At 71.4% G+C, this 23,315-nt stretch carries 27 protein-coding genes and 3 tRNA genes; 22 read left to right on the top strand and 8 right to left on the bottom strand.

The window, feature by feature from the left end; genetic code table 11:
- The first annotated feature begins 165 nt into the window (after positions 1-165).
- From ACFYY1_RS06670 to htpX, 12 genes are all read left to right on the top strand, one after another.
- Positions 166-567 (top strand): NADH-quinone oxidoreductase subunit A, encoded by a 402-nt coding sequence (locus ACFYY1_RS06670; protein ID WP_189544080.1) that lies wholly within the window; start codon positions 166-168, stop codon positions 565-567.
- Positions 558-1,190 (top strand): NADH-quinone oxidoreductase subunit B, encoded by a 633-nt coding sequence (locus ACFYY1_RS06675; RefSeq protein WP_388581823.1) that lies wholly within the window; start codon positions 558-560, stop codon positions 1,188-1,190. The genes ACFYY1_RS06670 and ACFYY1_RS06675 overlap by 10 nt, the downstream gene beginning before the upstream one ends.
- Entirely contained in the window at positions 1,187-2,410 is a 1,224-nt protein-coding gene (locus ACFYY1_RS06680) for an NADH-quinone oxidoreductase subunit C (RefSeq protein ID WP_388581825.1), read from the top strand. The genes ACFYY1_RS06675 and ACFYY1_RS06680 overlap by 4 nt, the downstream gene beginning before the upstream one ends.
- A complete protein-coding gene (locus ACFYY1_RS06685) occupies positions 2,407-3,375 on the top strand; it encodes an NADH-quinone oxidoreductase subunit H (RefSeq protein WP_376306688.1) in 969 nt (322 codons plus the stop codon). The genes ACFYY1_RS06680 and ACFYY1_RS06685 overlap by 4 nt, the downstream gene beginning before the upstream one ends.
- On the top strand, positions 3,375-4,010 hold the full coding sequence (locus ACFYY1_RS06690) for a NuoI/complex I 23 kDa subunit family protein (RefSeq protein WP_388581828.1): 636 nt from the start codon (positions 3,375-3,377) through the stop codon (positions 4,008-4,010). Before ACFYY1_RS06685 ends, ACFYY1_RS06690 begins: the two co-directional genes overlap by 1 nt.
- A complete protein-coding gene (locus ACFYY1_RS06695; protein WP_388581831.1) occupies positions 4,007-4,615 on the top strand; it encodes an NADH-quinone oxidoreductase subunit J in 609 nt (202 codons plus the stop codon). Before ACFYY1_RS06690 ends, ACFYY1_RS06695 begins: the two co-directional genes overlap by 4 nt.
- Entirely contained in the window at positions 4,615-5,022 is a 408-nt protein-coding gene (gene nuoK / locus ACFYY1_RS06700) for an NADH-quinone oxidoreductase subunit NuoK (RefSeq protein ID WP_358944363.1), read from the top strand. The genes ACFYY1_RS06695 and nuoK overlap by 1 nt, the downstream gene beginning before the upstream one ends.
- Positions 5,019-7,019, top strand: coding sequence for an NADH-quinone oxidoreductase subunit L (locus ACFYY1_RS06705; RefSeq protein ID WP_388581834.1), 2,001 nt, complete (start codon positions 5,019-5,021; stop codon positions 7,017-7,019). The genes nuoK and ACFYY1_RS06705 overlap by 4 nt, the downstream gene beginning before the upstream one ends.
- A 27-nt stretch (positions 7,020-7,046) precedes the next feature.
- On the top strand, positions 7,047-8,594 hold the full coding sequence (locus ACFYY1_RS06710; protein WP_388583420.1) for a NuoM family protein: 1,548 nt from the start codon (positions 7,047-7,049) through the stop codon (positions 8,592-8,594).
- Between the two features lie 26 nt (positions 8,595-8,620).
- Complete coding sequence (locus ACFYY1_RS06715; RefSeq protein WP_388583422.1) at positions 8,621-10,234, top strand: NADH-quinone oxidoreductase subunit N; 1,614 nt, start codon at positions 8,621-8,623, stop codon at positions 10,232-10,234.
- A gap of 94 nt (positions 10,235-10,328) precedes the next feature.
- Positions 10,329-10,784, top strand: coding sequence for an MscL family protein (locus ACFYY1_RS06720; RefSeq protein WP_383722811.1), 456 nt, complete (start codon positions 10,329-10,331; stop codon positions 10,782-10,784).
- A 215-nt stretch (positions 10,785-10,999) separates the two neighbouring features.
- Positions 11,000-11,863, top strand: a complete 864-nt coding sequence (gene htpX / locus ACFYY1_RS06725) for a zinc metalloprotease HtpX (protein WP_376625429.1) — start codon at positions 11,000-11,002, stop codon at positions 11,861-11,863.
- Positions 11,864-11,959: 96 nt separating this feature from the next.
- On the opposite strand, the gene ACFYY1_RS06730 is transcribed toward htpX, so the two are convergent.
- Positions 11,960-12,361, bottom strand: coding sequence for a YccF domain-containing protein (locus ACFYY1_RS06730; protein WP_388581837.1), 402 nt, complete (start codon positions 12,359-12,361; stop codon positions 11,960-11,962).
- Positions 12,362-12,663: 302 nt separating this feature from the next.
- On the opposite strand from ACFYY1_RS06730, the gene ACFYY1_RS06735 reads away from it, so the two are divergent.
- Entirely contained in the window at positions 12,664-12,936 is a 273-nt protein-coding gene (locus tag ACFYY1_RS06735; protein WP_376625427.1) for a GlsB/YeaQ/YmgE family stress response membrane protein, read from the top strand.
- Here the strand turns inward: ACFYY1_RS06735 and ACFYY1_RS06740 are convergent.
- From ACFYY1_RS06740 to ACFYY1_RS06750, 3 genes are all read right to left on the bottom strand, one after another.
- A complete protein-coding gene (locus ACFYY1_RS06740) occupies positions 12,897-13,610 on the bottom strand; it encodes an alpha-ketoglutarate-dependent dioxygenase AlkB family protein (protein ID WP_388581841.1) in 714 nt (237 codons plus the stop codon). The genes ACFYY1_RS06735 and ACFYY1_RS06740 overlap by 40 nt on opposite strands.
- 1 nt (position 13,611) lies before the next feature.
- Positions 13,612-14,112, bottom strand: coding sequence for a methylated-DNA--[protein]-cysteine S-methyltransferase (locus tag ACFYY1_RS06745; protein WP_388581843.1), 501 nt, complete (start codon positions 14,110-14,112; stop codon positions 13,612-13,614).
- A 161-nt stretch (positions 14,113-14,273) separates the two neighbouring features.
- Complete coding sequence (locus ACFYY1_RS06750; RefSeq protein WP_388581846.1) at positions 14,274-14,762, bottom strand: YajQ family cyclic di-GMP-binding protein; 489 nt, start codon at positions 14,760-14,762, stop codon at positions 14,274-14,276.
- A 376-nt stretch (positions 14,763-15,138) separates the two neighbouring features.
- Here ACFYY1_RS06750 and ACFYY1_RS06755 point away from each other — a divergent pair.
- Positions 15,139-15,220 (top strand) — tRNA-Tyr (locus ACFYY1_RS06755).
- 112 nt (positions 15,221-15,332) lie between these two features.
- The gene (locus ACFYY1_RS06760) at positions 15,333-15,782 is read left to right on the top strand and encodes a DUF523 domain-containing protein (protein WP_388581848.1); all 450 of its coding nucleotides are present in this window, start codon (positions 15,333-15,335) and stop codon (positions 15,780-15,782) included.
- Between the two features lie 44 nt (positions 15,783-15,826).
- Here ACFYY1_RS06760 and ACFYY1_RS06765 read toward each other — a convergent pair whose 3' ends face one another.
- Together ACFYY1_RS06765 and ACFYY1_RS06770 are read right to left on the bottom strand one after the other, a co-directional pair.
- Positions 15,827-16,483 (bottom strand): SDR family oxidoreductase, encoded by a 657-nt coding sequence (locus ACFYY1_RS06765; RefSeq protein WP_388581851.1) that lies wholly within the window; start codon positions 16,481-16,483, stop codon positions 15,827-15,829.
- Between the two features lie 34 nt (positions 16,484-16,517).
- Positions 16,518-17,819, bottom strand: a complete 1,302-nt coding sequence (locus ACFYY1_RS06770) for an amidohydrolase family protein (protein WP_388581854.1) — start codon at positions 17,817-17,819, stop codon at positions 16,518-16,520.
- Between the two features lie 301 nt (positions 17,820-18,120).
- Between ACFYY1_RS06770 and ACFYY1_RS06775 the strand changes: the two genes are divergently transcribed.
- From ACFYY1_RS06775 to ACFYY1_RS06800, 6 genes are all read left to right on the top strand, one after another.
- Positions 18,121-18,193: transfer RNA gene (locus tag ACFYY1_RS06775), tRNA-Thr, on the top strand.
- Between the two features lie 46 nt (positions 18,194-18,239).
- A tRNA-Met gene (locus ACFYY1_RS06780) sits at positions 18,240-18,312 on the top strand.
- A gap of 89 nt (positions 18,313-18,401) precedes the next feature.
- Complete coding sequence (rpmG, locus tag ACFYY1_RS06785) at positions 18,402-18,566, top strand: 50S ribosomal protein L33 (protein WP_003956487.1); 165 nt, start codon at positions 18,402-18,404, stop codon at positions 18,564-18,566.
- Positions 18,567-18,689: 123 nt separating this feature from the next.
- A complete protein-coding gene (locus ACFYY1_RS06790; protein ID WP_326767196.1) occupies positions 18,690-19,142 on the top strand; it encodes a MaoC family dehydratase N-terminal domain-containing protein in 453 nt (150 codons plus the stop codon).
- On the top strand, positions 19,142-19,570 hold the full coding sequence (locus tag ACFYY1_RS06795) for a MaoC family dehydratase (protein WP_266730417.1): 429 nt from the start codon (positions 19,142-19,144) through the stop codon (positions 19,568-19,570). The genes ACFYY1_RS06790 and ACFYY1_RS06795 overlap by 1 nt, the downstream gene beginning before the upstream one ends.
- Positions 19,571-19,827: 257 nt before the next feature.
- Entirely contained in the window at positions 19,828-20,883 is a 1,056-nt protein-coding gene (locus tag ACFYY1_RS06800) for a UDP-N-acetylmuramate dehydrogenase (protein ID WP_388581857.1), read from the top strand.
- Between the two features lie 12 nt (positions 20,884-20,895).
- On the opposite strand, the gene ACFYY1_RS06805 is transcribed toward ACFYY1_RS06800, so the two are convergent.
- Positions 20,896-21,531 carry an NAD(P)-dependent oxidoreductase gene (locus ACFYY1_RS06805; RefSeq protein WP_388581859.1) on the bottom strand — a complete coding sequence of 212 codons (636 nt, stop codon included), beginning with the start codon at positions 21,529-21,531 and terminating at the stop codon, positions 20,896-20,898.
- 87 nt (positions 21,532-21,618) lie between these two features.
- Here ACFYY1_RS06805 and ACFYY1_RS06810 point away from each other — a divergent pair, with 87 nt between their 5' ends.
- A complete protein-coding gene (locus ACFYY1_RS06810; RefSeq protein WP_388581862.1) occupies positions 21,619-22,224 on the top strand; it encodes a TetR/AcrR family transcriptional regulator in 606 nt (201 codons plus the stop codon).
- Positions 22,225-22,240: 16 nt separating this feature from the next.
- Here ACFYY1_RS06810 and ACFYY1_RS06815 read toward each other — a convergent pair whose 3' ends face one another.
- Positions 22,241-23,263, bottom strand: a complete 1,023-nt coding sequence (locus ACFYY1_RS06815; protein WP_388581864.1) for an adenosine deaminase — start codon at positions 23,261-23,263, stop codon at positions 22,241-22,243.
- Positions 23,264-23,315 lie beyond the last annotated feature (52 nt).

Genomic DNA, 23,315 nt, shown 5'->3' on the forward strand with positions numbered 1-23,315 from the left:
CGGGCGGGACCGGCGCACGCCATGGGGCCCGTGGGTGGGGTGAAGTGGGGATAACCCCACCCCGTATCCGACGCGGCTGCTTACCCGCTCTTTAACAGGGCCTAGACTCCCGTGCGTACGGATCACCGGACGGATTCGAGGGAGCGAGGGGCGGACGTGACGGACGTGGCGGACCTGCCGGAATCGACCGTTCTCGCGTCGGACTACTTCCACGGCTATTCAGTCGTCGGGCTGCTCGCCGTCATCGGTGTGCTGTTCGTCGCCGTCGCCTTCGGGGCCGGCCGACTGCTGCGCCCCGTGGTCCCGACGCCGGAAAAGCTCCTGACGTACGAGTGCGGCGTGGACCCGGTGGGTGAAGGATGGGCACATACCCAGGTCCGTTATTACGTCTATGCCTTCCTGTACGTGATCTTCGCCGTCGACTCGATCTTCCTGTTTCCGTGGGCGACGGTATTCGCCGCACCCGGATACGGGGCGACCACGCTCGTCGAAATGTTCATCTTCCTCGGTTTCCTGGCCGTGGGACTGCTCTACGCATGGAAGAAGGGCGTCCTCGAATGGACGTGACCAGCCCGCAGGCCGGCGAGGGTTCCGAACCCCAGCCCGCGCCGACCTTCCTGCCGGAGCCCAAGCGGCTCGGCGTCCTGTCGCGCCTGGCGCCCGAGCCGATGAAGGTGGTCCTGAACTGGGGCCGCCGCTACAGCCTCTGGGTCTTCAACTTCGGGCTCGCCTGCTGCGCCATCGAATTCATCGCCGCCTCCATGGCCCGGCACGACTTCATCCGGCTCGGCGTGATCCCGTTCGCGCCCGGCCCGCGCCAGGCCGACCTCATGATCGTTTCCGGCACGGTGACCGACAAGATGGCCCCGGCCGTGAAGCGGCTGTACGAGCAGATGCCCGAGCCCAAGTACGTCATCTCCTTCGGCGCCTGCTCCAACTGCGGCGGCCCGTACTGGGACTCGTACTCCGTGACCAAGGGCGTCGACCAGATCATCCCGGTCGACGTCTACGTACCCGGCTGCCCGCCCCGGCCGGAGGCGCTCCTCCAGGGCATCCTCAAGCTCCAGGAGAAGATCGCCCGGGAATCGCTGGGCGAGCGGTACACGACCGGCGGCGCGCGCCCCTCCACCACCGCACTGCGCAGCGGCCTGGTCGCCGCCCCGCCGGCCCCGGGGAAGGGCGACGCATGACCACCACTCCGGCTCCCGACGAAGCCCCCGACGCCTACGACCGCCTGCCGGACGCCGCCGCCGAACTCTTCGGCGAGGGCGCGACGGCGGAGTACGCGTACGACCTGCTGACCGTCGACGTACCCGTCACCTCCTGGACCGCCGCCCTCGAAACGGCCCGCGACCAGCTGGGCTGCACGTATTTCGACTGGCTGAGCGCGGTCGACGAACCGGGAATCGGCTTCCGGGTCTGCGCCCATGTCGCAGCCCTGGCCGAGGGCCGCGTCCGCCGGCTCCTGCTCCGTACGACCGTTCCGCACGAGGCGGCCGTCCTCCCCACCGCCATCGACGTCTACGCGGGCGCGGCCTGGCACGAGCGCGAGACGCACGAGATGTTCGGCATCGGCTTCGACGGCCATCCGCACCTGGTGCCGCTGCTGCTCCCCGAGGGCTTCGAGGGGCACCCGCTGCGCAAGGACTTCGTGCTGGCGGCACGCGTCGCGAAGGCCTGGCCCGGCGCGAAGGAGCCGGGCGAGTCGGAACACGGCGGCCCGAAGCGGCGCACGATGCTGCCGCCCGGGGTCCCCGACCCGAACGAATGGGGCCCCCTGAAGGGCCAGCTCCCACCCGCCCCCTCCCGCCCGGCCCGCACCCCGCGCGCGGCGGGCGACCGCCCGGTACGCCGTACCCGCAGCGCAAGCGAGGGCTCGGCCGCCCAGCGAGCGGCAGCGACCCCGGACGCGGAGCCGACGACGGGCACGGGCACGGAGCCGACGCCCCGGGCCACGACCCCGCGCCGCACCCGCAGCGCGTCCCAGGGCTCGGCGAGCCAGCAGCCGAAGACACCGGAGCCGAAGCCGGAGCCCGAGACGCCGGAACCGAAGCCGGAGCCGAAGACATCGGAGCCGAAGCCGGAGCCCGAGACGCCGGAACCGAAGCCGGAGCCGGGCACGGAGCCCGGGACCGGGGCACGGACTGCGCCGGGCACGGAGCCCGGGACCGCGACCGGGCAAGAGCCGGGGGCCGCGCGACCGAGCCCCGGGGCCGCGACCGGCGACGCCCCGTGGCACCACGCCCGCCCGGCCTTCGACGCGGGCACCGACGCCGAGACCGACACCACGCCCGCGCCCGACGCCCCGGAGACCCGGGAAACGAGCGAAGCCCCAGAAGCCCCAGCGACCCCGGAAACCGCAGCAACCCCCGAAACCCCCGACCACCCCGCCGGAGGCGATCCCGCGTGAACGACGTACTGGACGTCGCCCTCCGCCTCGTCATCGTCTTCGCCGTGTTCATGGTCCTGCCGCTCGTCGTCGGGCAGACCGAGCACAAGGTGATGGCCCACATGCAGGGCCGCCTCGGTCCCATGTACGCCGGCGGCTTCCACGGCTGGGCCCAGCTCGTCGCGGACGGCGTGAAATTCGCGCAGAAGGAAGACATCGTCCCGGCCCAGGCCGACCGCCGTATCTTCCAGCTCGCGCCGGCCGTCGCGCTGCTCCCGTACCTCCTCGTGCTCGTCGCCATCCCGATCGGCCCCGGCGAGGGCGCGGTCGGCCAGGTCGTCGACGCGGGCATCTTCTTCGTGCTCGCCGTCATGGGCGTCGGGGTCCTCGGCTCGCTGATGGCCGGCTGGGCCTCGGCGAACAAGTTCTCCCTCCTCGGGGGCCTGCGCACCGCCGCCCAGCTGCTCGCGTACGAGCTGCCGATGCTGCTCGCCGCCGCCTCCGTCGCGATGGCGGCCGGCACCGTCTCCCTCCCGGGCATCCTCGACGCCTTCGAGTGGTGGTGGCTGCCCTGGCAGATCGTCGGCGCACTCGTCTTCTTCGTCGCCGGACTCGCCGAGCTCCAGCGCCCGCCGTTCGACATGCCGGTCGCCGACTCGGAGATCATCTTCGGCGCGTACACCGAGTACACCGGCCTGCGTTTCGCGCTCTTCCTGCTCGCCGAGTACGCGGGCATCGTCGTGCTGTGCGGACTGACCACCGTCCTCTTCCTCGGCGGCTGGCACGGCCCGTTCGGTGCCGACGGACTCGGCTGGGTCTGGACGCTCCTCAAGACCGCGGTCCTCGCCTTCGTCGTCATCTGGCTACGGGTGTCCTACCCCCGGCTCCGCGAGGACCAGTTGCAGAAGCTCGCCTGGACCACGCTCATCCCACTCGCTCTCGCGCAGATCGCGCTCACCGGCATCGTGAAGGTGGCGATCAGTTGATGGCCGCGTCGCCCCCGCCCTCCCGCCCCCGCATCCCCGGCTCCGGCCTGGCCAAGGGCCTGGCCGTCACCCTGCGGACGATGACGAGGAAGACGGTCACCGCGCAGTACCCGGACGTCCAGCCCGAACTGCCGCCCCGCTCCCGGGGCGTCATCGCGCTGTTCGAGGAGAACTGCACGGTCTGCATGCTCTGCGCCCGCGAGTGCCCCGACTGGTGCATCTACATCGACTCCCACAAGGAGACGGTGCCCGCCGCCACCCCGGGCGGCCGCGAGCGCAGCCGCAACGTCCTCGACCGCTTCGCGATCGACTTCTCGCTCTGCATGTACTGCGGTATCTGCATCGAGGTGTGCCCCTTCGACGCGCTCTTCTGGTCGCCCGAGTTCGAGTACGCGGAGACGGACATCCTCGAACTCACCCATGAGCGCGACAAGCTCCGCGAATGGATGTGGACGGTGCCGGAACCGCCCGCGCTCGACCCGGGCGCCGAGGAGCCGAAGGAGATCGCCGCCGCCCGCAAGACGGCGGAGAAACTCGAAGCCCAGCGCGCCCAGGAAGCCCAGCAGAACCAGGAAGCGCAACAGGCCCAGCAGAAAGCAGAGCAGGACCAGCAGAAAGCAGAGGGGGAGGAGTGACACTCGCAGCCACCGCGGCCACCGCGGCGCACTCCGCCCATTCCGTCCTCGCCGCCCGCCCGGACGCCCCGGCCCCCTCCGGCTTCCTCTCCCCGACCGGCATCGAGATCGCCTTCGTCCTCGTCGGCATCGCCACCCTCGGCGCGGCCCTCATCACCGTCACGACCAAGCAGCTGGTGCATGCCGCCCTCTGGCTGGTCGTGGCGCTCGGCGGGCTCGCCGTCGAGTACCTCCTGCTCACCGCGGAGTTCATCGCCTGGGTGCAGGTACTGATCTACGTCGGTTCCGTCGTCGTCCTCCTGCTCTTCGGGCTGATGCTCACCAGGGCCCCCATCGGCCGCTCCCCGGACGCCGACTCGGGCAACCGCTGGGCGGCCCTCGCCGTGGCGGTCGCCGCCGCCGGCGCGCTCGTCTGGGTCGTCGTCGACGCCTTCCGCACCACCTGGATCGACCTGGACGGACCGGCCCAGGGCTCGACCGAGGCCACCGGCTCCTTCCTCTTCCGGCACTGGGTGCTGCCCTTCGAAGCGCTCTCCGTCCTGCTGCTCGCCGCCCTCGTCGGCGCGATCGTCCTGTCCCGCAAGCGCGGTAAGGAGCAGAGCTGATGCACCTCGCCTATCCCGCCGTGCTCGCCGCCCTCCTCTTCTGCACCGGGCTGTACGGAGTGCTCGCCCGCCGCAACGCGATCCTGGTCCTGATGTCCGTCGAGCTGATGCTCAACGCCGTCAACCTCAACCTGGTCGCCTTCGACGTCTGGCTCCGCGACGCCGTGCACTCCGGCCAGGCCCTCACCCTCTTCACCATCGCCATCGCGGCGGCGGAGATCGGCATCGGCCTGGCGATCGTCCTCGCCGTGTACCGCAACCGCGGCAGCTCGGACGTCGACCGGCTCCGCGACACCGCCGAGACCGACGCCGCCGAAGCGCTCCCGGACGACGACACCGACACCGGCACCGAAGACCAGGCCACTGCTGCGGCAGGGAAGGCAAAGAAGGCAGAGGCCACCGCGTGACCACCACGACCCTCGCCGTCCTCGTCCCCCTCCTTCCCTTCCTGGGCGCCGCGGCCGGTCTCCTCCTCGGACGCACCGCCCCCGGCTTCGTACGGCCCCTCGCCGTACTGCCCACGCTCGCCGCCGCCGTCATCGCGGCCGTCGTCGCGGCCCGCCAGGGCGGCGGCCGGGCCATCGACGCCGCGACCCAGCTCACCCCCACCGGCTCGGTCCCGATCGACCTCGCCCTGCACCTCGACGGCTTCGCGGTCCTCGTCGCCGTCCTGGTCGGGCTCGTCGCGAGCTGCGTGCAGATCTACTCGACCGCCTATCTGCGCGACGACCCCCGCTATCCCTCGTACGCGGCCCTCGTCTCCCTGTTCACCTCCGCGATGCTGCTCGTCGTCTACTCGGGCGACCTGATGGTGCTGCTGGTCGGCTGGGAGATCATGGGCATCTGCTCGTACTTCCTCGTCGGCCACTACTGGGAGACGGCCGAGGCCCGCGCCGCCTCCCTCAAGGCCTTCCTGGTCACCAAGCTCGGCGACGTCCCGTTCCTGATCGGTCTGTTCGCGCTCGCCGCCGACACCGGCACCTTCCGCATCACCGGCATCCTGGGCGCCGTCGCCAACGGCGGCCTGGACCACCCCACGCTCATCGCCCTGCTGCTCCTCGCGGGCGTCGCCGGCAAGTCGGCGCAGTTCCCCCTGCACACCTGGCTGCCCGACGCGATGGCCGGTCCCACCCCCGTCTCCGCGCTCATCCACGCCGCGACGATGGTCGCCGCCGGCATCTACTTCGTGGCCCGGCTCCTCCCCGTCTTCGCCGAGTCCGGCGCGGCCCTCGTCGTACTCGCCGTGATGGCGGCGGTCACGATGATCGGCTCAGGACTGGCCGCCCTCGCCCAGGACGACATCAAGCGCGTCCTCGCCTACTCGACGATCGGCCAGCTCGGCTACATGGCCGGCGCCCTGGCCGTCGGCGACCGCGGGGCCGCCGTCTTCCACCTCCTCTCCCACGGCGCGTTCAAGGCCGTCCTCTTCCTCGCGGCCGGCGTCGTCATCCACGCCGCCGGGACCAACTCGCTGGCCGCCATGTCCCGCATGGGCGGGCTGACGAAGCGCATCCCGGACGCCTACTGGACGATGACCGTCGCCCTGCTCGCGCTCGCCGCCATCCCCCCGTTCGCCGGCTTCTTCTCCAAGGAAGCCGTCCTCGTGGCCGCCGAGCACACCGCGCTCGGGGACCGGCACGTCGCCCCGGCCGCCGCCGGCTGGACCGTCCTCGTCGCCGGACTGCTCGCCGCCGTCCTCACCGCCGCGTACGCCACCCGCCTCTGGCTCCTCGCCTTCCGGGGCCGCGGCGCCGAGGCCCCCGACCACGGCAGGCAGCCCGTCGCGATGACCGCCGTCCTGTGGGTGCTCGCCGTCCCCACCATCGCCTTCGGGCTGACCGTCGGCACGCTCACCGACTGGTTCGACGGACACGCCCTCACCCCGTCCGTGACCACCGCCGTCCTCTCCACGGGCGTCGGCCTCGTCGGCGGCCTCGTCACCTACGGCGCCTGGCGCCACACCTCCGCGCTCGCCGCCCGCACCCCCGCCGGTACCGTCGTCGCCCACCCCGACGCCGAGCCCGCCCTCGTCGAGGCCCAGGCCATGACGGCACACACCGCCGCCTACGGAGCCGACGGGGACGTCCCCGACCCGGCCGACCCCGGCCGCCTGCTGCTCGGCCCGCTGCACCGCCCGGCCGCCTCGGGCTTCCACCTAGACGCCCTGTACACGGCGCTGTTCGTCCGCCCCGTCCAGGCCGCGGCGAGCCTCGTCCGCTTCCTGGACCGCGAGGTCGTCGACACCTACGTACGGGGCTCCGGAGCCGTCGCACGCGGGCTCGGCGCCGCCGTCCGCCGCGCGCAGACCGGCAATGTGCAGACCTACCTCAGCGCACTGCTCGCCGGTTCGCTGGTCCTGGCGATCGCCGCCGTCGTCTTCGCCAACGTCAACGCCGGGTCGTGAGCCGTGATCGATATCAGTGAATCCGTGATGCAGTTCCTTCTCGCGTTCATCGTCGTCATCCCGCTGGTCGGCGCCGTGGCCGCCCTGCTCCCGGCCCCGCCGGGACTGAAGGGCACCGGCCCCGACCAGGCCGTGCTCCGCCACGGCGTGACCGTGACCGGCGCGGTCCTCGTCGCCGCGATCGTCCTCGCCGCGGGCTTCGACCACGACCACCCGTCGAAGATGCAGGCCACCACCGACATCAGCTGGATCCCGGCGCTCGACGTCCGCATCCATCTCGGCATCGACGGCATCTCGCTCCCCCTTCTCGTACTGACCGCGCTGCTGACCTTCCTCTGCGCGCTCTACAGCTACTTCAAGCTGCCCGCGGGCCCCTCCCCGAAGGCCTTCGTCGCTCTCCTGCTCGTCCTGGAGTCCGGCACCCTCGCGACCTTCGCCGTCCTCGACCTGCTGCTGTTCTTCCTGGCGTTCGAGATGGTGCTCATCCCGATGTACTTCCTCATCGCCCGCTGGGGCGGTGCGCAGAGGCAGGCCGCCGCCTGGAAATTCATCCTCTACACACTGCTCGGCTCGGTCGTCATGCTGCTGGGCCTGCTCCTCATCGGACTGAAGAGCGGCACCTTCGACATGGTGGCACTCGCCACTGACAACGGCCGTGGGCTCACCTCGTCCGTGCAGGTCATCGCCGTTCTGGCGATCGGCATCGGGCTCGCCGTGAAGACCCCGATGTGGCCGCTGCACAGCTGGCTGCCCGACGCCCACACCGCGGCCCCGACCGTCGGCTCGGTCCTGCTCGCGGGCGTCCTGCTGAAGATGGGCACGTACGGATTCGTCCGCATCCTGCTCCCCATCACCCCCGACGGGATGCACACCTTCGCGCCGTACCTCGCCGCCTTCGCGGTCGTCGGCATCATCTACGGATCGCTGGCCTGCCTGGCGCTGGTCCGCCCCGGCTCCAAGGGCGACCTCAAGCGCCTGATCGCGTACTCCTCCGTCGGCCACATGGGCTTCGTGCTCCTTGGTATCGCGAGCATGACACCCACCGGGGTCAACGGCGCGCTCTTCGCCAACATCGCCCACGGCCTCATCACCGGCCTGCTGTTCTTCCTGGTCGGCGCGGTCAAGGACCGGTACGGCACCGCCGACCTCGACACCCTCTCCGGGGCCACCGGAGCCGCGCTCTACGGCCGGGCACCCCGCCTCGGCGGCCTCCTCGCCTTCGCCGCCGTCGCCTCCCTGGGCCTGCCGGGCCTCGCCGGGTTCTGGGGCGAGATGCTCGCCCTGTTCGGCTCCTTCGACCCCGCCGACGGCCTCAGCCGTCCGGCCTTCCTGACCTTCATGTCGATCGCCGCGTTCGGCACCCTGCTCACTGCCGCGTACATGCTCATGGTCGTGCGCCGGGTCTGCATGGGTGAGAAGCGCGAAGAGCCGCAGCTCGCCGACGTCCAGACGTACGAGTTCGCCGCCTGGACCCCGCTCGTCGCGCTCACCGTCCTCGCCGGTCTGTGGCCCGCCGCCCTCCTCGGCCTCACCGACCCGGCCGTGCAGAAGCTCCTCGCAGGAGGCAAGTCGTGACCCCAGCCGTCGTCACCCCGGGCGTCGTGACCCCAGCCGCCGCCACCCCGGACCTCGTCACCACCGCGGCCGAGCACACCACCAGCCTCATCCAGTCCGTCGACTGGCTCGCGATCGCACCCCCGGTCGTCGTCGCGGCCATGGCCCTGATCGTCCTGGTCACCGACCTCTTCCTCCCCGACCGCCGCAAGCCGCTCCTCGGCGCGCTGACCATCGCCGGGCTCGTCGCCGCCCTCGCCCTCCTCGTTCCGCTGCGCGACGGCGACCGCTCCACCTTCTGCCTCGACGCGGCGGCCACCGGACCCGGCTCCGCCGACGCCTGCAGCTACACCGCCGACCACTTCGCCCTGGTCATCCAGGCCCTCGTGCTCGGCGGCGCCCTGCTCACCGCCCTGCTCTCGCTCGGCGACACCCGCAAGCTCCCCGCCGGCGAGTTCTGGTTCCTGCTGCTGTCCTCGGCGTCCGGCGCCGCACTCCTGCCGGCCGCCCGGGACCTCGCCACCCTCGTCGTCGCCCTCGAAGTCGCCTCGCTGCCCGCGTTCGCCCTCGTCGGCATCAAGCGTGGCGACCGGCGGTCCTCCGAGGCCGCACTGAAGTTCTTCCTCTCCTCCGTCGTCGCGACCGCCGTCATGCTGCTCGGCGTCAGCTTCGTGTACGCGGCCACCGGCACCCTGCACCTCACCGAGATCGCCGCCCGGCTCGACGACGTGCCCGGTCAGCTGGACACCCTCGCCAAGGCGGGCGTCGCCCTCACCCTGGTCGGCTTCGCCTTCAAGACGGCCGCCGCGCCCTTCCACTTCTGGGTTCCCGACACCTACATCGGCGCCCCCCTGCCGATCGCCGCCTACCTCTCGGTGGTCGGCAAGGCGGTCGGCTTCTCCGGCCTCATCCTCGTCACCGTGATCGCGTTCCCGGCGTACGCCGACGTCTGGGGACCGGCGCTCGCCGTCCTCGCCGCGCTCACCATGACGATCGGCAACGTCGCCGCCCTGCGCCAGAACGCCGGCCGGGCCCGCAGCGCCGTACGCCTGCTCGCCTGGTCGTCCGTCGCCCAGGCCGGCTACCTCCTGGTACCGATCGCCGCCGCCGCCTACTCCAGCGACGAGCACATCGGCTCCACCGTCGCGTACGCCCTCATGTACGCCGTCGTGAACCTCGGGGCCTTCGCGGTCGCCGCCCTGGTCGCCCGTACCAGCCCCGGCAACCGGCTCACCGACTACCGGGGCCTGTACGCCACCCGCCCGCTCGCCGCCCTGGCGATGGCCTTCTTCCTGCTCTGCCTGGCCGGCCTGCCGCCCGGCATCATCGGCCTCTTCGCCAAGGTCACGGTCTTCTCGGCGGCCGTCGACGCCGGACTCGGCTGGCTCGCCGTCGTCATGGCCGTCAACGTCGTGATCGCGCTCTACTACTACCTCCAGTGGACCGCGACGCTCTTCCGCGCCCCGCAGGAGACCCCGGAGGAGACCCCGGCGGCGGCGGTCCCCGAAGAGACCCCGGCGCAGGACGCCGTACGCGCCCCCACCAGGCACGGAGCCCCTGCCTCCCTCACCGTCGCCATCGCGCTCACCGCCGTCGTCGGCGTGCTGCTGTCGGGCGCTCCGCAGGCGGTCCTGCGGTTCGCCGCCGTCAATCTCTTCTGACATACCGAAGATCGGTTTGCCCGGGACGGTCCGTACAGGGCAAGGTCTTGCCCGCACATCCCCCACACGGACGCATTCCAGAGGAGCAAGAGCGGTGCTGAACGGGTTCAAGGACTTCATCCTGCGCGGAAACGTCATCTCCATGGCCATCGGGCTGGCCGTCGGAGCGGCGTTCACCGCGGTCGTCACCGGATTCAGCACGGCCTTCATCACCCCGCTGATCGGCCTCGCCACCGGTTCCGTCGGAGACTTCAGCTCGGCGGAGTTCTCAGTCGAGGGCACCATCTTCCCGTACGGGAAGTTCCTCGCCGCCGCCATCGCGTTCCTGATCACCGCAGCCGTTCTGTACTTCTGCGTCGTCGTGCCCATGGCGAAGGTCCAGGCCCGCTTCGCCAAGGCGGAGAAGCTCGACATCAAGGCCGCCACCCGCGACTGCCCCCGCTGCTACACCGAGATCCCGGCCATCGCCTCCCGCTGCGCCCACTGCACCAGCGAGATCAAGCCGGACCCCGAGGCCCTCGCGGTCGCCGGACTCCCCGCCCAGCGCTGAGTCACCCCGGGGCGGACCGGCACACGTACAGCCACTGACCCGTACGGCCCAGAGCCTGATCCGGCCACATGTACCGGACAGGCCCGGCCCTGCGGCGGCGCGCACAAGGGAACTAGCTCCTCTCGCCTGGCGTTGACCGGTACGAGAGGCTCCACTGGGGGAGTGGAGACCACCAAGCAAAGGGTTCCCCTGCCGCACCACTTGGAGGGCGTACCGTGCACCGCCGGCACAACGGGCTGAGAACCGCCGTACTCCTCGGGGGCCTGTCCGCACTCATCATCGTCATCGGAAGCTTCTTCGGACGTACGGGCCTGATCGTCGCGCTCTTCGTAGCCGTCGGTACGAACGCCTACGCGTACTGGAACAGCGACAAGCTGGCGCTCCGGGCCATGCGGGCCCGCCCCGTCAGCGAATTCGAGGCGCCACAGCTCTACCGCATGGTCCGCGAGCTCTCCACCGCCGCCCGCCAGCCCATGCCCCGGCTCTACATCTCCCCGACGCAGGCCCCCAACGCCTTCGCCACCGGCCGCAACCCGCGCAACGCGGCGGTCTGCTGCACCGAGGGCATCCTGCAGATCCTGGACGAGCGGGAGCTGCGCGGCGTACTGGGACACGAGCTGAGCCATGTCTACAACCGGGACATCCTGATCTCGTCCGTCGCCGGGGCGCTCGCCTCCGTCGTCATGTTCCTGGTCAACTTCGCCTGGCTGATCCCGGTCGGCCGGTCCAACGACGACGACGGACCGGGCATCTTCGGGATGCTGATGATCATGATCCTCGGCCCGATCGCGGCCTCCGTCATCCAGCTGGCCGTCAGCCGCTCCCGCGAGTACGAGGCGGACGCCTCCGGTGCCCAGCTGACCGGCGACCCGCTGGCCCTGGCCAGTGCCCTGCGCAAACTCGACGCAGGAACGAAACAGCTGCCGCTGCCCCCGGAGCCGAGGATCGAGACCGCGAGCCACATGATGATCGCGAATCCGTTCCGCCCCGGCCAGGGCATGTCCAAGCTGTTCTCGACCCATCCGCCCATGGCGGAGCGCATCGCCCGGCTGGAGCAGATGGCCGGCCCCCGCTCCTGAGGCCGCCCGTCTCCGCCCCCGGGGTCGCCCGTCCCCGCTCCTGAGGCCGTTCGTTCCCGCCTCTGGGGCCGTTCGTTCCCGCTGCGCGACGGAGGCTCAGCGGGCTCCGAAGGCCTCGTCGCTCGGGACGACCTCACGGCCCAGCGGCATGAGCGAGATCGGGATCATCTTCAGGTTCGCCCAGCCGAAGGGGATCCCGATGATCGACACGAACAGCGGGATGCTGGTGATCAGGTGCCCCAGCGCGAGCCACCACCCGGCGAAGACGAGCCAGATCACATTGCCGACGAAGGAGGGCGCCCCCGCGTCGGGCCGCTCCACGGTCGTCCGCCCGAACGGCCACAGCACGTAGCCGGCGATCCGCAGGGAAGCGATGCCGAACGGAATCGTCACGATCAGCACGAAGCAGATGATCGCGGCGACGAGGTACCCGAGGGCCATCCAGAACCCGCAGAACACCACCCACAGGATGTTCAGGATCAGCTGTATGAGCTTCATGGTCACTCGCCTTCCGGGGGTTGCCCGTCGTCGCTCTGCATGGTCAGTATCAGCCCTGGTCACGGGGGAGAGCAGCCGGAGCGGGCCCGTGGAGTGACCGCCCGCCGCCCCACGGCCTCCGCGGCCCCACGGCCCCACCGCCCCGCCCGGTTGTCGGTGCCGTCATTCACCATGAACGCAGGAACGGCACCGAGCAGTTGCTCGCAGCCCGTTCACAGCCCGCTCACAGGCCGCGCGGGCAACCGCCTGACCGGCGCGAACGTCTTGGATTCCAGGAACGAGTGACGGGTAGGTTCGCACGCATGAGCATTATCGGATGGATCATTCTCGGACTGGCGGCCGGAGTCATCGCCAAGATCCTGCTCCCGGGCCGTGACCCGGGCGGCCTGATCGGCACCACCCTCATAGGGATCATCGGTGCCTTCCTCGGCGGCTGGATATCGTCGCGCTTCCTCGACCGCCCCATTACCAACGACTTCTTCGACCTGGCCACTTGGATCGCCGCCATCGGCGGATCGCTGGTCCTGCTGATCGCCTACCGGCTGCTGTTCGGGAACTCCCGCGAACGCCGCTGACGCCCGTCCGTGCCGGAGGTGCCCAACCCGGTCTCGCGCAGGGTCAGATTGAGCCGGCCGCGGCTCATCCCCGTCGCGGGATCGGCAGTACCGGGCCAGATCTTCGGCACGCCGTGGAAGGCGAAACGCGAGGGCCCGCCGAAGACGAACAGATCACCGGAGGCCAACTCCACATCCGTGTAGGGCCTTCCACGGTTCTCCGTGTTACCGAAGCGGAAGACACAGGTGTCGCCGATGCTGAGCGACACCACCGGAGCGCCGGACCGCTCCTCCTTGTCCTGGTGCATGCCCATGCGCGCCGCCGCGTCGTAGAAGTTGATGAGCGCGGTGTCCGGCGCGTACGTCCGTACCGGGCTCTCGTCCCCGTACGCCGCGACCAGCGCCTCCCGCCCCAACTCGGCCAGCCATTCGGGAAAGCCGGCCACCCGCGCCCCGTTCACGTCGTCGGCCGTGCGCGAATACCGGTACGGCTGCCAGTGCCACCCCACGCAGACCGTCTGCACGGACATCACCCCGCCGCCCGGCAGGACCGTGTGCCGCAGCGGCACCGGCCCGCGCGCCCATTCCCGGCAGGCCGCCACCAACTCACGCTGCCGCTCCGGCGACAGCCACTCGGGCACGTGCACCGCCCCCGGCGCGACGACGGCACGGGGTCTGGGGAAGAGTCCGGACATCTCAGCGCACCGCCAGGGCGCCTTCCAGCCGCAGGAGGCGCTCCTTGCGCTCCAGGCCGCCCGCGTAACCCCGCAGCGCCCCGTCCGAGCCGATCACCCGGTGGCACGGCCGCACGACCAGCAGCGGATTGCGCCCGATCGCCGTCCCCACGGCGCGCACGCCCGCTCCCGGAGTGCCGATGCGTTCGGCGATCTGTCCGTACGACACGGTCCTGCCGTAGGGGACGGCGTCCAGGGCGGTCCACACCCGGCGCTGGAAGTCGGTGCCCACGCCGTCCGCGTACACGATGTCGAAGCGGGTCCGCCGGCCCGCGAAGTACTCCCGCAGCTGAGCGGCGATCCCCGCGAACGCCTCCGGTGCGCGGACCCATCCGTCCCGGACGACCGCGGCGCCCTTCTGGCCGGGCAGCGAGAGCGAGGCGAGCGCCACCCCGCCGGTGGTCTCCTCGCCGACCAGCAGCAGTTCACCCAGCGGGCTGTCGACCGTTGCGTACATGGTCATGACGCGTCCCTTTCCTGCATGTCATGCCGGGATGCGACCGGATCGTCGCCCGACATGGACAAGTCTGCGTTCCCCGATCCGCCGTGACCGGCGGTTTTCGGACATCGCACCCCGGGTGCGGAGCGGTGCGTCCCGCTCCGCACTCCGGCGAAGGGCGGGACCTACCGGTAGTTCACGAACTGCACGGCGAAGTCGAAGTCCTGGCCCTTCAGCAGCGCCTGCACGGCCTGCAGGTCGTCCCGGCTCTTCGAGCTGACCCGCAGCTCGTCGCCCTGGACCTGCGCCTTGACGCCCTTCGGGCCCTCGTCGCGAATGATCTTCGCCACCTTCTTGGCGTTCTCCTGGGAGATGCCCTCCTCGATCGTGGCGAAGAGCTTGTACTCCTTGCCGGACAGCTGCGGCTCGCCCGCGTCCAGCGACTTCAGCGAGATGCCCCGCTTGATCAGCTTGGACTGGAAGATGTCGAGGATCGCCTTGACCCGCTCCTCGCCGTTCGCCTCCATCAGGATCTTCTCGCCGGACCAGGAGATCGAGGCGTTGGTGCCCTTGAAGTCGTAACGCTGCGAGATTTCCTTGGCGGCCTGGTTGAGGGCGTTGTCGACCTCCTGCCGCTCGACCTTCGAGACGATGTCGAAACTGGAGTCGGCCATGACGTGTGGCTCCTTGTATCGGGGATGCGGAAACGGGGGTGCACAGGGCGGCGGCGGGCCTTCCGGCCCCGCGGCGCCGATCAAAGCCTAAGGGCTGTCCCGTAATCCCTGGCGGGCGTGCGACGACGGCCACGGCACCTCGCCGCGTTGTCGGAACGCCCGAATACATCCAGTATTCGGGCGTCCCTCCGCCTTGCGATGCACCGCGTCCGACGCCGCACGCTGATCCACCAGGGATTACGGGACAGCCCTTGGCCACCCGCGCCCGATCGGGCCGCTGATCAATCCGGTGGCGAAGCACCCCCGGGCATCGGGTATCGTTTACGTCGTTGCCAGGGAGCACCGCCGAAAAGCGGTTCTCACGGCAGCAATCCCCGGCGGTGTGCCCGAGTGGCCAAAGGGAGCAGACTGTAAATCTGCCGGCTCAGCCTACCCAGGTTCGAACCCTGGCGCCGCCACAAGGTAAGGCCCCTGTCTCAGACAGGGGCCTTCTTTGTTTCTGCCGCGCGTGCTCTGCCGCGTGTGCTTTGCTGCGCGTCTTCTGTCGCTTCTGCCGCGAGGGGTCCTGACATGGAATCCGTACTGGTCAGCGCCTGCCTGCAGGGTGTGCCCTGCCGCTTCGACGGCCGCGGCAAGGCCTCCGCCGAGGTGGCCGCGGCCATCGGCGGCCGCCGCCCCGTGGCCTTCTGCCCCGAGGTCTCCGCCGGACTCCCCACCCCGCGCCGCCCCGCCGAGATCGTCGGCGGTGACGGCCATGACGTGCTGGACGGCCGCGCCCGGGTCGTCGACGACACCGGACACGACGTGACGGAGGAGTTCGTGGACGGCGCGGAACGGGCGTTGGAGGCCGCGCGCCGGGCCGGATGCGCCGAGGCGCTGCTGATGGCGCGCAGCCCGTCCTGCGGGCGCGGAGCGGTCTACGACGGTACGTTCACCGGCAAGCTCCGCGAGGGCGACGGCGTCACCGCCGCGCTGCTGGAACGCCACGGCATCACCGTCCGACCGGCACCGCGCGCCTGAGCGCCGCAGGCCTGAGCGCCGCACCCCGCTCCCCGCCCGCGGGTTCAGTTGCCCGCGATGTCCTTCACCGCGACCGACACCGGCACGTTCCCCGAGATGAGCTCCAGCGTCAGCCCCGCCGTCGCCGGGGTCTCCAGCAGCTCCAGCAGCGCCGCCGCCACGTCGTCGCGCGGCACCGGACCGCGGCCGGTCGACGCGGTCAGGAGGACCGCCCCCGTGCCCGCGTCGTTCGTCAGCATGCCGGGGCGCAGGATCGTCCAGTCGAGCCCGGTCCTGGAGCGCACGTACGCGTCCGCCGCCCCCTTGGCCCGCAGATACGCGTCGAAGACCTCGTCGCCCGGGTGATCGGGGTCGGCGCCCATCGACGAGACCACGACATGGCGCCGTACGCCCGCCAGTTCGGCGGCGTCGGCGAAGAGCACCGCCGCCCCGCGATCCACCGTCTCCTTGCGTTCCGCACCGCTGTCCGGGCCCGCGCCGGCCGCGAAGACCGCCGCGTCGGCACCGCGCAGCACCTGGGCCACCTCCTGCACGGAGGCGGATTCGAGATCCAGGACCACCGGCTCCGCGCCCACGGCCCGGAGGTCCTTGCCCTGGTCCGGATTGCGGATGACGCCCACCGCCTCGTCCCCGCGCGCGGCGAGCAACCGCTCCAGCCGCAGCGCGATCTGACCATGTCCACCTGCGATGACAATGCGCATGGTTTCGACCGTACGCCGCGACGGCCCGCCGCGCTCAGGGCCCGCCGCAGGAACCGGAATCCGGCCTCCCCTGGCGGGGCAGACCGAGGGCGACGACGGTCTCGGAGTCGCAGTACTCGCGCACCGCGCTCGTCCGTGCCACCACCCGGCCGCGATGCACCACGACCCGGCTGTAGGCCAGCGACAGCACCCCCTCCAGCTGCTCCCCGCGCACGGCGAGCAGCTCGGCCGGGAAGCCCGCCTCGACCCTGACCCCGGGCAGCCCCAGCACCGTCCTGGCCGCCGAGGAGACCGCCTCGTACGCCTCCGCGGCCGGCAGTCCGTGCTGCGAGGCCAGCAGGTAGGCGGCCTCCAGCGGATCACCGCGGCCCACGGGGTTCGCGACGTCCCGCAGCGCCCCGCTGCCCGCCGCGACCCGCACGCCGGCCGCCCGCAGCAGCCGTACGGGGGCGGTGCCCCGGCCCTCCACGCCGCAGCAGCCGCCCTGGGGGAGGCAGATCACCGTCACACCGGCCGCGGCCAGCTGGTCGGCCGCGCGGCCCGCGGCCTGCGCGGGAAGCCGGGAGAGGCCCGCGCACGGGCCGAGGGAGACACCGGTCCGCAGCCCTCCGGCCATGGCGGCCAGCCGGCCGAGCCGGGCCGGATCGTCGCCGTCCGTGTGCAGGTCGACGGGGCAGCCCTGCTCGGCGGCGACCTCCAGCACCGCCTCCGCGTACCCCGTCGGGTCCGGATCGAGGTCCGGACAGCCGCCGACCGCGCCGGCCCCCATCTTCACCGCGTCGCGCAGCATGGCCAGGTTGCCGGCGCCCGCGACGCCGGTGAGCAGCCGGGGCACGGCGACGGGGGTCAGCTCGGTCAGCCCGCGCAGCGAACGGCGCGCCTGCAGTACGGCTTCGAGCGGGGCGAGGCCCTGGACGTCTCCGATCCGCACGTGCGAGCGCAGTGCCGTGGCGCCGTGGCCGAGCTGCAGCAGGGCGGCCTCGGTGGCACGGCGCCGGATGTCCTCCGGGCGGTGCGACGCCGGTCCCGGGACGCCGGGGCCCGCCCCGTCGGCGGTGAGCGCGGTGTCGCTGTGGGTGTGGGGTTCGGCGGGGGCGGGGAGCAGCAGGTAGCCGCGCAGGTCCAGCCGGGGGCCGGGTGCGGTCAGGCTGCCCGCCGTGCCGACGGCCTCGATGCGGCCGCCGCCGAGCCGTACGTCCACGACGCGGCCGTCGGTGAGCCGGGCCCCGCAGAGCACCAGGCCGGTCCCGGCCGGGGCGGCGATGTCGGGGCTGCCGGTCGCATCGGCCGCGTCGGCGGCGGGGTCGTCCGGCTGCCACGGCTGGCTGTCGGGCATCGCGCTCCTGGGAATGGGGACAAGATCACGCAGAGTGAGTCGAGCCTAGGGGCGTGTTCGGCCCGGTTCGAGGAGGAGCGAAATAGTCGTACCGGTGTGGCCCTGGGGGTGCGTGGGGCGTGTGCGTACGACCGTGACGGCGGTGCCCCGCGGGGAGACCGAGGCGCTGCTCAGGCGGCCGGCGGGCGGTTTCGGAGGCTGTCGGCCAAGGGATCGGCGGGGCGTCGATCAAGGGTTCCGGAGGGGGCCCCGAAACGGATTTGGGCGATCGGCGAGAGACCGTGTAATGTCTTCATCGCTCGCCCCAATAGCTCAGTCGGTAGAGCGTCTCCATGGTAAGGAGAAGGTCTGCGGTTCGATTCCGCATTGGGGCTCTGGTGATCGGGAAACCCCGCTTCGGCGGGGGGACTCATTCATCAAAGCGGTGTAGCTCAGTCGGTAGAGCAAGCGGCTCATAATCGCTGTGTCACCGGTTCAAGTCCGGTCACCGCTACTTACGGTAGCCGATTGTGGGGTCGGTCCTTCGATCGGCTACTCTTTTTTGCGTTCATCCGTCCATCCGTCCGTCCAAGGAGCACTCACGTGGCTGCCACCGACGTCCGCCCGAAGATCACGCTGGCCTGCGTGGAGTGCAAGGAGCGGAACTACATCACCAAGAAGAACCGGCGTAACAACCCGGACCGTCTTGAGATGAAGAAGCACTGCCCGCGCTGCAACTCGCACACTGCGCACCGCGAAACGCGCTGAAACAGGCTCGTACACGAGGCCGTCCCCATTGGGGGCGGCCTCGTGTCGTTGTATGAAGGCTGTCCTTCGGCCTGTTCATCATTTCTTCGGCCTGTTCATCTTTCATCAGGAGGTAGCGAGCTCATGGCGCTCGACCAGTCCTTCGTGGGGCGGACCTATCCGCCCACCCCGCCGTACGAGGTCGGCCGGGAGAAGATCCGCGAGTTCGCCGAGGCGGTGGGCGACGCGAATCCGGCGTACGTCGACCCCGAGGCCGCCAAGGCGCTCGGCCACAGCGATGTGATCGCGCCGCCGACGTTCGTCTTCTCCATCACGTTCAAGGCGGCCGGGCAGGTGATCCACGACCCGCAGCTGGGCCTGGACTACAGCCGGGTGGTGCACGGCGACCAGAAGTTCGCCTACGTGCGTCCCGTACGGGCGGGGGACCGGCTGACGGTCACCTCGACGATCGAGGCCATCAAGTCCTTGGCGGGCAACGACATCCTGGACGTCCGTGGCGAGGTCCACGACGAGTCCGGTGAGCACGTCGTGACCGCGTGGACGAAGTTGGTGGCGCGCGCCGCCGAGGAGGCGTGATGACGGCGAAGATCGCATACGAGTCGGTCGAGGTCGGTACGGAGCTGCCGGCGCAGTCCTTCCCGGTGACCCGGGCGACGCTGGTGCAGTACGCGGGCGCCTCCGGCGACTTCAACCCGATCCACTGGAACGAGAAGTTCGCCCGCGAGGTCGGGCTGCCGGATGTGATCGCGCACGGCATGTTCACCATGGCCGAGGCGATCCGGGTGGTCACGGACTGGGTCGGCGACCCGGGAGCGGTCGTCGAGTACGGCGTGCGGTTCACCAAGCCGGTCGTCGTGCCGAACGACGAGGACGGCGCCCTGATCGAGGTCAGCGCCAAGGTGGCCGCCCTGCTGGACGACAAGCAGGTGCGGGTGGACCTGACGGCCATGAACGAGGGCAAGAAGGTGCTGGGCATGTCCCGCGCCGTGGTGCGGCTCGGCTGAGGCCGTACCGCGCGGCGGGGCGGCTTCGAATCCGCGCAGTCCTTCACCGACGGGACCGTTCCGGCGGTGTGGATCGGCTCCGCAGCGGTGGCGCCGGCGGCCCTCGTCGCCCTGCCGATCCCGGGCCGCCGCCGTACCCCGGCCCCGGCGCCCTGGGCGGCCGAGCGGCTCGCCCACGCCGCCGCCCGAACCCGGCTTCGCCCGTACGGTCCGTGCCCCGCCCGAGCGGTGGGGGCGCGGACCGTACCCTTGTCCCCGTGCAGGAACTCCACGACGCCCCCCTCGCCCCCCTGACCACCTTCCGGCTGGGCGGCCCCGCCACCCGCCTCCTCACGGCGACGACCGACGCCGAGGTGATCGAAGCCGTGCGCGAGGCCGACAGGCGCGGCACCCCGCTCCTCGTCATCGGCGGCGGCAGCAATCTGGTCATCGGCGACAAGGGCTTCGAAGGCACCGCCCTGCGCATCGCGACCGAGGGCTTCGCACTGGACGGAACGACGCTGGAGCTTGCCGCCGGCGAGATCTGGACGGACGCCGTGGCCCGTACCGTCGAGGCCGGCCTCGCGGGCATCGAGTGCCTGGCCGGCATCCCGGGCTCCGCCGGTGCGACGCCGATCCAGAACGTCGGCGCGTACGGCCAGGAGGTCTCCTCCACCATCACGGAGGTCGTCGCCTACGACCGGCGCACCGAGGAAACGGTCACCATCCCGAACGCCGAGTGCGCGTTCTCGTACCGGCACAGTCGTTTCAAGGCCGAACCCGATCGTTTCGTGGTGCTGCGTGTCCGCTTCGAGCTGGAGGACGCGGGCGGTCTGTCCGCGCCGCTGCGGTACGCCGAGACGGCCCGCGCCATGGGCGTCGAACAGGGCGAGCGGGTGCCCGCGGCGGCCGCCCGCGAGACCGTGCTCGGGCTCCGCGCAGGCAAGGGCATGGTGCTCGACCCGGCGGACCACGACACCTGGTCGGCCGGCTCGTTCTTCACCAACCCGATCCTGGAGGAGGCGGAGTACGAGGCGTTCCTCGCCCGCGCCAAGGACCGGCTCGGCCCGGAGACGACGCCCCCCGCCTTCCCCGCGGACGGGGGACGGGTCAAGACCTCCGCTGCCTGGCTCATCGACAAGGCCGGATTCACCAAGGGGTACGGCACGGGGCCGGCCCGTATCTCCACCAAGCACACCCTCGCCCTCACCAACCGCGGCGAGGCGACCACCGAGGACCTCGTCGCACTCGCCCGCGAGGTCGTCGCCGGGGTCCGCGAGGCGTTCGGCGTCACGCTCGTCAACGAGCCGGTGACGGTCGGCGTGAGCCTCTGAGGGCCGTCCCGCTCAGTACGCCACGCCGACGCCCTGCTTCATCGACGCCGGGTCGTCGATCAGCGCCAGCATCGCGTGGGCCACGTCGGCCCGCGCGATGGTCCGGCCGCTGCGCGGGGTGCCGCCGACGGCGGTCCGGTACTTCCCCGTCAGCGGCCCGTCGGTGAGCTTCGGCGGCCGTACGGACGTCCAGTCCGTCGCGCTGCGGGCCAGCGCGGCCTCCATCAGCGTCAGGTCCGCGTAGACCTCCTTGAGGACCGCCCCGACCACCTTGCGGACCAGCCGGTCCAGGAGCGGGTCGTCGGCCGGCCGCGGGCCGACCGGGGCCGCGCTGACCACCAGCAGCCGCCGTACCCCCTCCGCCTCCATCGCCGCCAGCACCGATCCGGTGAGCCGCTCGGCGACCCCGTCCGCCTTCCGGCCGCGCGAGCCGAGCGCGGAGAGCACCGCGTCCCGGCCCGCGACCGCCTCGCGCAGCGCCTCCGGCTCGTCCATGCGCGCGACCGTGTGCACCCGCACGTCGGAGAGCGGGACGGGCAGCCGCGCCGGGTCGCGCACCACCGCCGTCACCTCGTGGCCCGCCGCGAGCGCCTGGCGGACGATCTCCTGACCGACGCCGCCCGTGGCGCCGAACACCGTGATCCTCATTGCACACCCTCCCAGGGTGGGTAAGTATTCACTCACCCATAGAGTGAGTGGATACTCACCACCTCGTCAAGCTTCGTTGGAGTGCGCATGGAGCAGAAGCCGGCCCGCGTCCGTATCGTCGACGCCGCCCATCAGCTGATGCTCACCATCGGCCTGGCCCGCGCCACCACCAAGGAGATCGCCAGAGCCGCGGGCTGCTCCGAGGCCGCGCTCTACAAGCACTTCGCGAGCAAGGAAGAGCTGTTCGTCACCGTGCTCAAGGAACGGCTGCCCAGGATCGACCCGCTGCTGAAGCAGCTCGGCGCGGCCCAGGGCCCGGGGGAGCGGACCGTCGAGCAGAACCTCACCGAGATCGCCCGTCGGGCCGCGCTCTTCTACCAGCAGGTCTTCCCGATTGCCGCCTCGCTGTACGCCGAGCCCAGGCTCAAGGCGCGCCACGACGACGCGATGCGGGAGCTCGGCACCGGCCCGCACATGCCCATCAGGGGCCTGGATGCCTATCTGCGCTCCGAACAGGCCGCCGGCCGACTCCGGGCCGACGCGGACACCTACGCGGCCGCGTCGCTGCTGCTGGGAGCCTGCGCCCAGCGGGCCTTCGCCTACGAGGCCACGGCGGACGGAGAGCCGCCGCAGCCCCTCGACGAGTTCGCCGCCTCCCTGGCGAGGACGCTGATGCGGGGCATCGGCGCGTAACCCGGACCCGCCCGCGCTACCCCGCGGGCTTGGCCAGCCAGTCGTCGACGCCCGTCAGGAGCCGGTCCCGCACCGGGGCCGGCGCGGCGGAGCCCCGTACCGACTGCCGGGCCAGTTCGGCCAGTTCCTCGTCCGTGAACGCGTGATGGCGCCGCACGAGGTCGTACTGCGCCGCCAGCCGCGAACCGAAGAGGAGCGGATCGTCCGCACCCAGCGCCATCGGCACCCCGGCCTCGAACAGTTGGCGCAGGGGTACGTCGGCGGGCTTCTCGTAGACGCCCAGCGCCACGTTCGACGCCGGGCAGACCTCGCAGGTCACCTGGCGCTCGGCCAGCCTGCGCAGCAGCCGGGGGTCCTCGGCGGCCCGGACGCCGTGCCCGATCCGGGCCGCGTCGAGATCGTCCAGGCAGTCCCGCACGCTGGCGGGGCCGGACAGCTCACCGCCGTGCGGCGCCGCCAGCAGGCCGCCCTCGCGGGCGATGGCGAAGGCCCGGTCGAAGTCCCGGGCCATCCCGCGGCGCTCGTCGTTGGAGAGCCCGAATCCGACCACGCCCCGGTCCGCGTACCGCACCGCGAGCCGGGCGAGCGTCCGGGCGTCCAGCGGATGCTTCATCCGGTTCGCCGCGATCACCACCCGGATCGGCAGCCCCGTCTCGCGCGACGCGCCGTCCACCGCGTCCAGGATGATCTCGATCGCCGGGATGAGCCCGCCGAGCAGCGGGGCGTACGAGGTGGGGTCGACCTGGATCTCCAGCCAGCCGGAGCCGTCCGCGACGTCCTCCTGGGCCGTCTCGCGGACCAGCCGCTGAATGTCCTCGGGGGCCCTGAGACAGGACCGGGCGATGTCGTAGAGCCGCTGGAAGCGGAACCATCCGCGCTCGTCCGTGGCCCGCAGACTGGGCGGTTCGCCACTGGTCAGGGCGTCCGGCAGACGCACGCCGTACTTGTCGGCGAGTTCGAGCAGGGTCGTCGGCCGCATCGACCCGGTGAAATGCAGGTGCAGGTGGGCCTTGGGCAACAGCCGTACATCACGCTCCATCCCAAGATCCTGCCGCACATCCGGGGCTCAGCGGTAGCCGCTTTCCCCATCG

This window comes from Streptomyces sp. NPDC001890, assembly GCF_042891445.1.
Taxonomy (GTDB): Bacteria; Actinomycetota; Actinomycetes; order Streptomycetales; family Streptomycetaceae; genus Streptomyces.

What these genes read in the sequence shown, in the direction of transcription:
- ACFYY1_RS06675 (WP_388581823.1), top strand. Translation starts at nt 558, where the DNA reads ATGGACGTGACCAGCCCGCAGGCCGGCGAGGGTTCCGAACCCCAGCCC.
- ACFYY1_RS06680 (WP_388581825.1), top strand. Translation starts at nt 1,187, where the DNA reads ATGACCACCACTCCGGCTCCCGACGAAGCCCCCGACGCCTACGACCGC.
- ACFYY1_RS06690 (WP_388581828.1), top strand. Translation starts at nt 3,375, where the DNA reads ATGGCCGCGTCGCCCCCGCCCTCCCGCCCCCGCATCCCCGGCTCCGGC.
- nuoK (WP_358944363.1), top strand. Translation starts at nt 4,615, where the DNA reads ATGCACCTCGCCTATCCCGCCGTGCTCGCCGCCCTCCTCTTCTGCACC.
- ACFYY1_RS06710 (WP_388583420.1), top strand. Translation starts at nt 7,047, where the DNA reads ATGCAGTTCCTTCTCGCGTTCATCGTCGTCATCCCGCTGGTCGGCGCC.
- ACFYY1_RS06730 (WP_388581837.1), bottom strand. Translation starts at nt 12,361, where the DNA reads ATGAAGCTCATACAGCTGATCCTGAACATCCTGTGGGTGGTGTTCTGC.
- ACFYY1_RS06735 (WP_376625427.1), top strand. Translation starts at nt 12,664, where the DNA reads ATGAGCATTATCGGATGGATCATTCTCGGACTGGCGGCCGGAGTCATC.
- ACFYY1_RS06740 (WP_388581841.1), bottom strand. Translation starts at nt 13,610, where the DNA reads ATGTCCGGACTCTTCCCCAGACCCCGTGCCGTCGTCGCGCCGGGGGCG.
- ACFYY1_RS06745 (WP_388581843.1), bottom strand. Translation starts at nt 14,112, where the DNA reads ATGACCATGTACGCAACGGTCGACAGCCCGCTGGGTGAACTGCTGCTG.
- ACFYY1_RS06750 (WP_388581846.1), bottom strand. Translation starts at nt 14,762, where the DNA reads ATGGCCGACTCCAGTTTCGACATCGTCTCGAAGGTCGAGCGGCAGGAG.
- ACFYY1_RS06760 (WP_388581848.1), top strand. Translation starts at nt 15,333, where the DNA reads ATGGAATCCGTACTGGTCAGCGCCTGCCTGCAGGGTGTGCCCTGCCGC.
- ACFYY1_RS06765 (WP_388581851.1), bottom strand. Translation starts at nt 16,483, where the DNA reads ATGCGCATTGTCATCGCAGGTGGACATGGTCAGATCGCGCTGCGGCTG.
- ACFYY1_RS06770 (WP_388581854.1), bottom strand. Translation starts at nt 17,819, where the DNA reads ATGCCCGACAGCCAGCCGTGGCAGCCGGACGACCCCGCCGCCGACGCG.
- ACFYY1_RS06790 (WP_326767196.1), top strand. Translation starts at nt 18,690, where the DNA reads ATGGCGCTCGACCAGTCCTTCGTGGGGCGGACCTATCCGCCCACCCCG.
- ACFYY1_RS06795 (WP_266730417.1), top strand. Translation starts at nt 19,142, where the DNA reads ATGACGGCGAAGATCGCATACGAGTCGGTCGAGGTCGGTACGGAGCTG.
- ACFYY1_RS06805 (WP_388581859.1), bottom strand. Translation starts at nt 21,531, where the DNA reads ATGAGGATCACGGTGTTCGGCGCCACGGGCGGCGTCGGTCAGGAGATC.
- ACFYY1_RS06810 (WP_388581862.1), top strand. Translation starts at nt 21,619, where the DNA reads ATGGAGCAGAAGCCGGCCCGCGTCCGTATCGTCGACGCCGCCCATCAG.
- ACFYY1_RS06815 (WP_388581864.1), bottom strand. Translation starts at nt 23,263, where the DNA reads ATGGAGCGTGATGTACGGCTGTTGCCCAAGGCCCACCTGCACCTGCAT.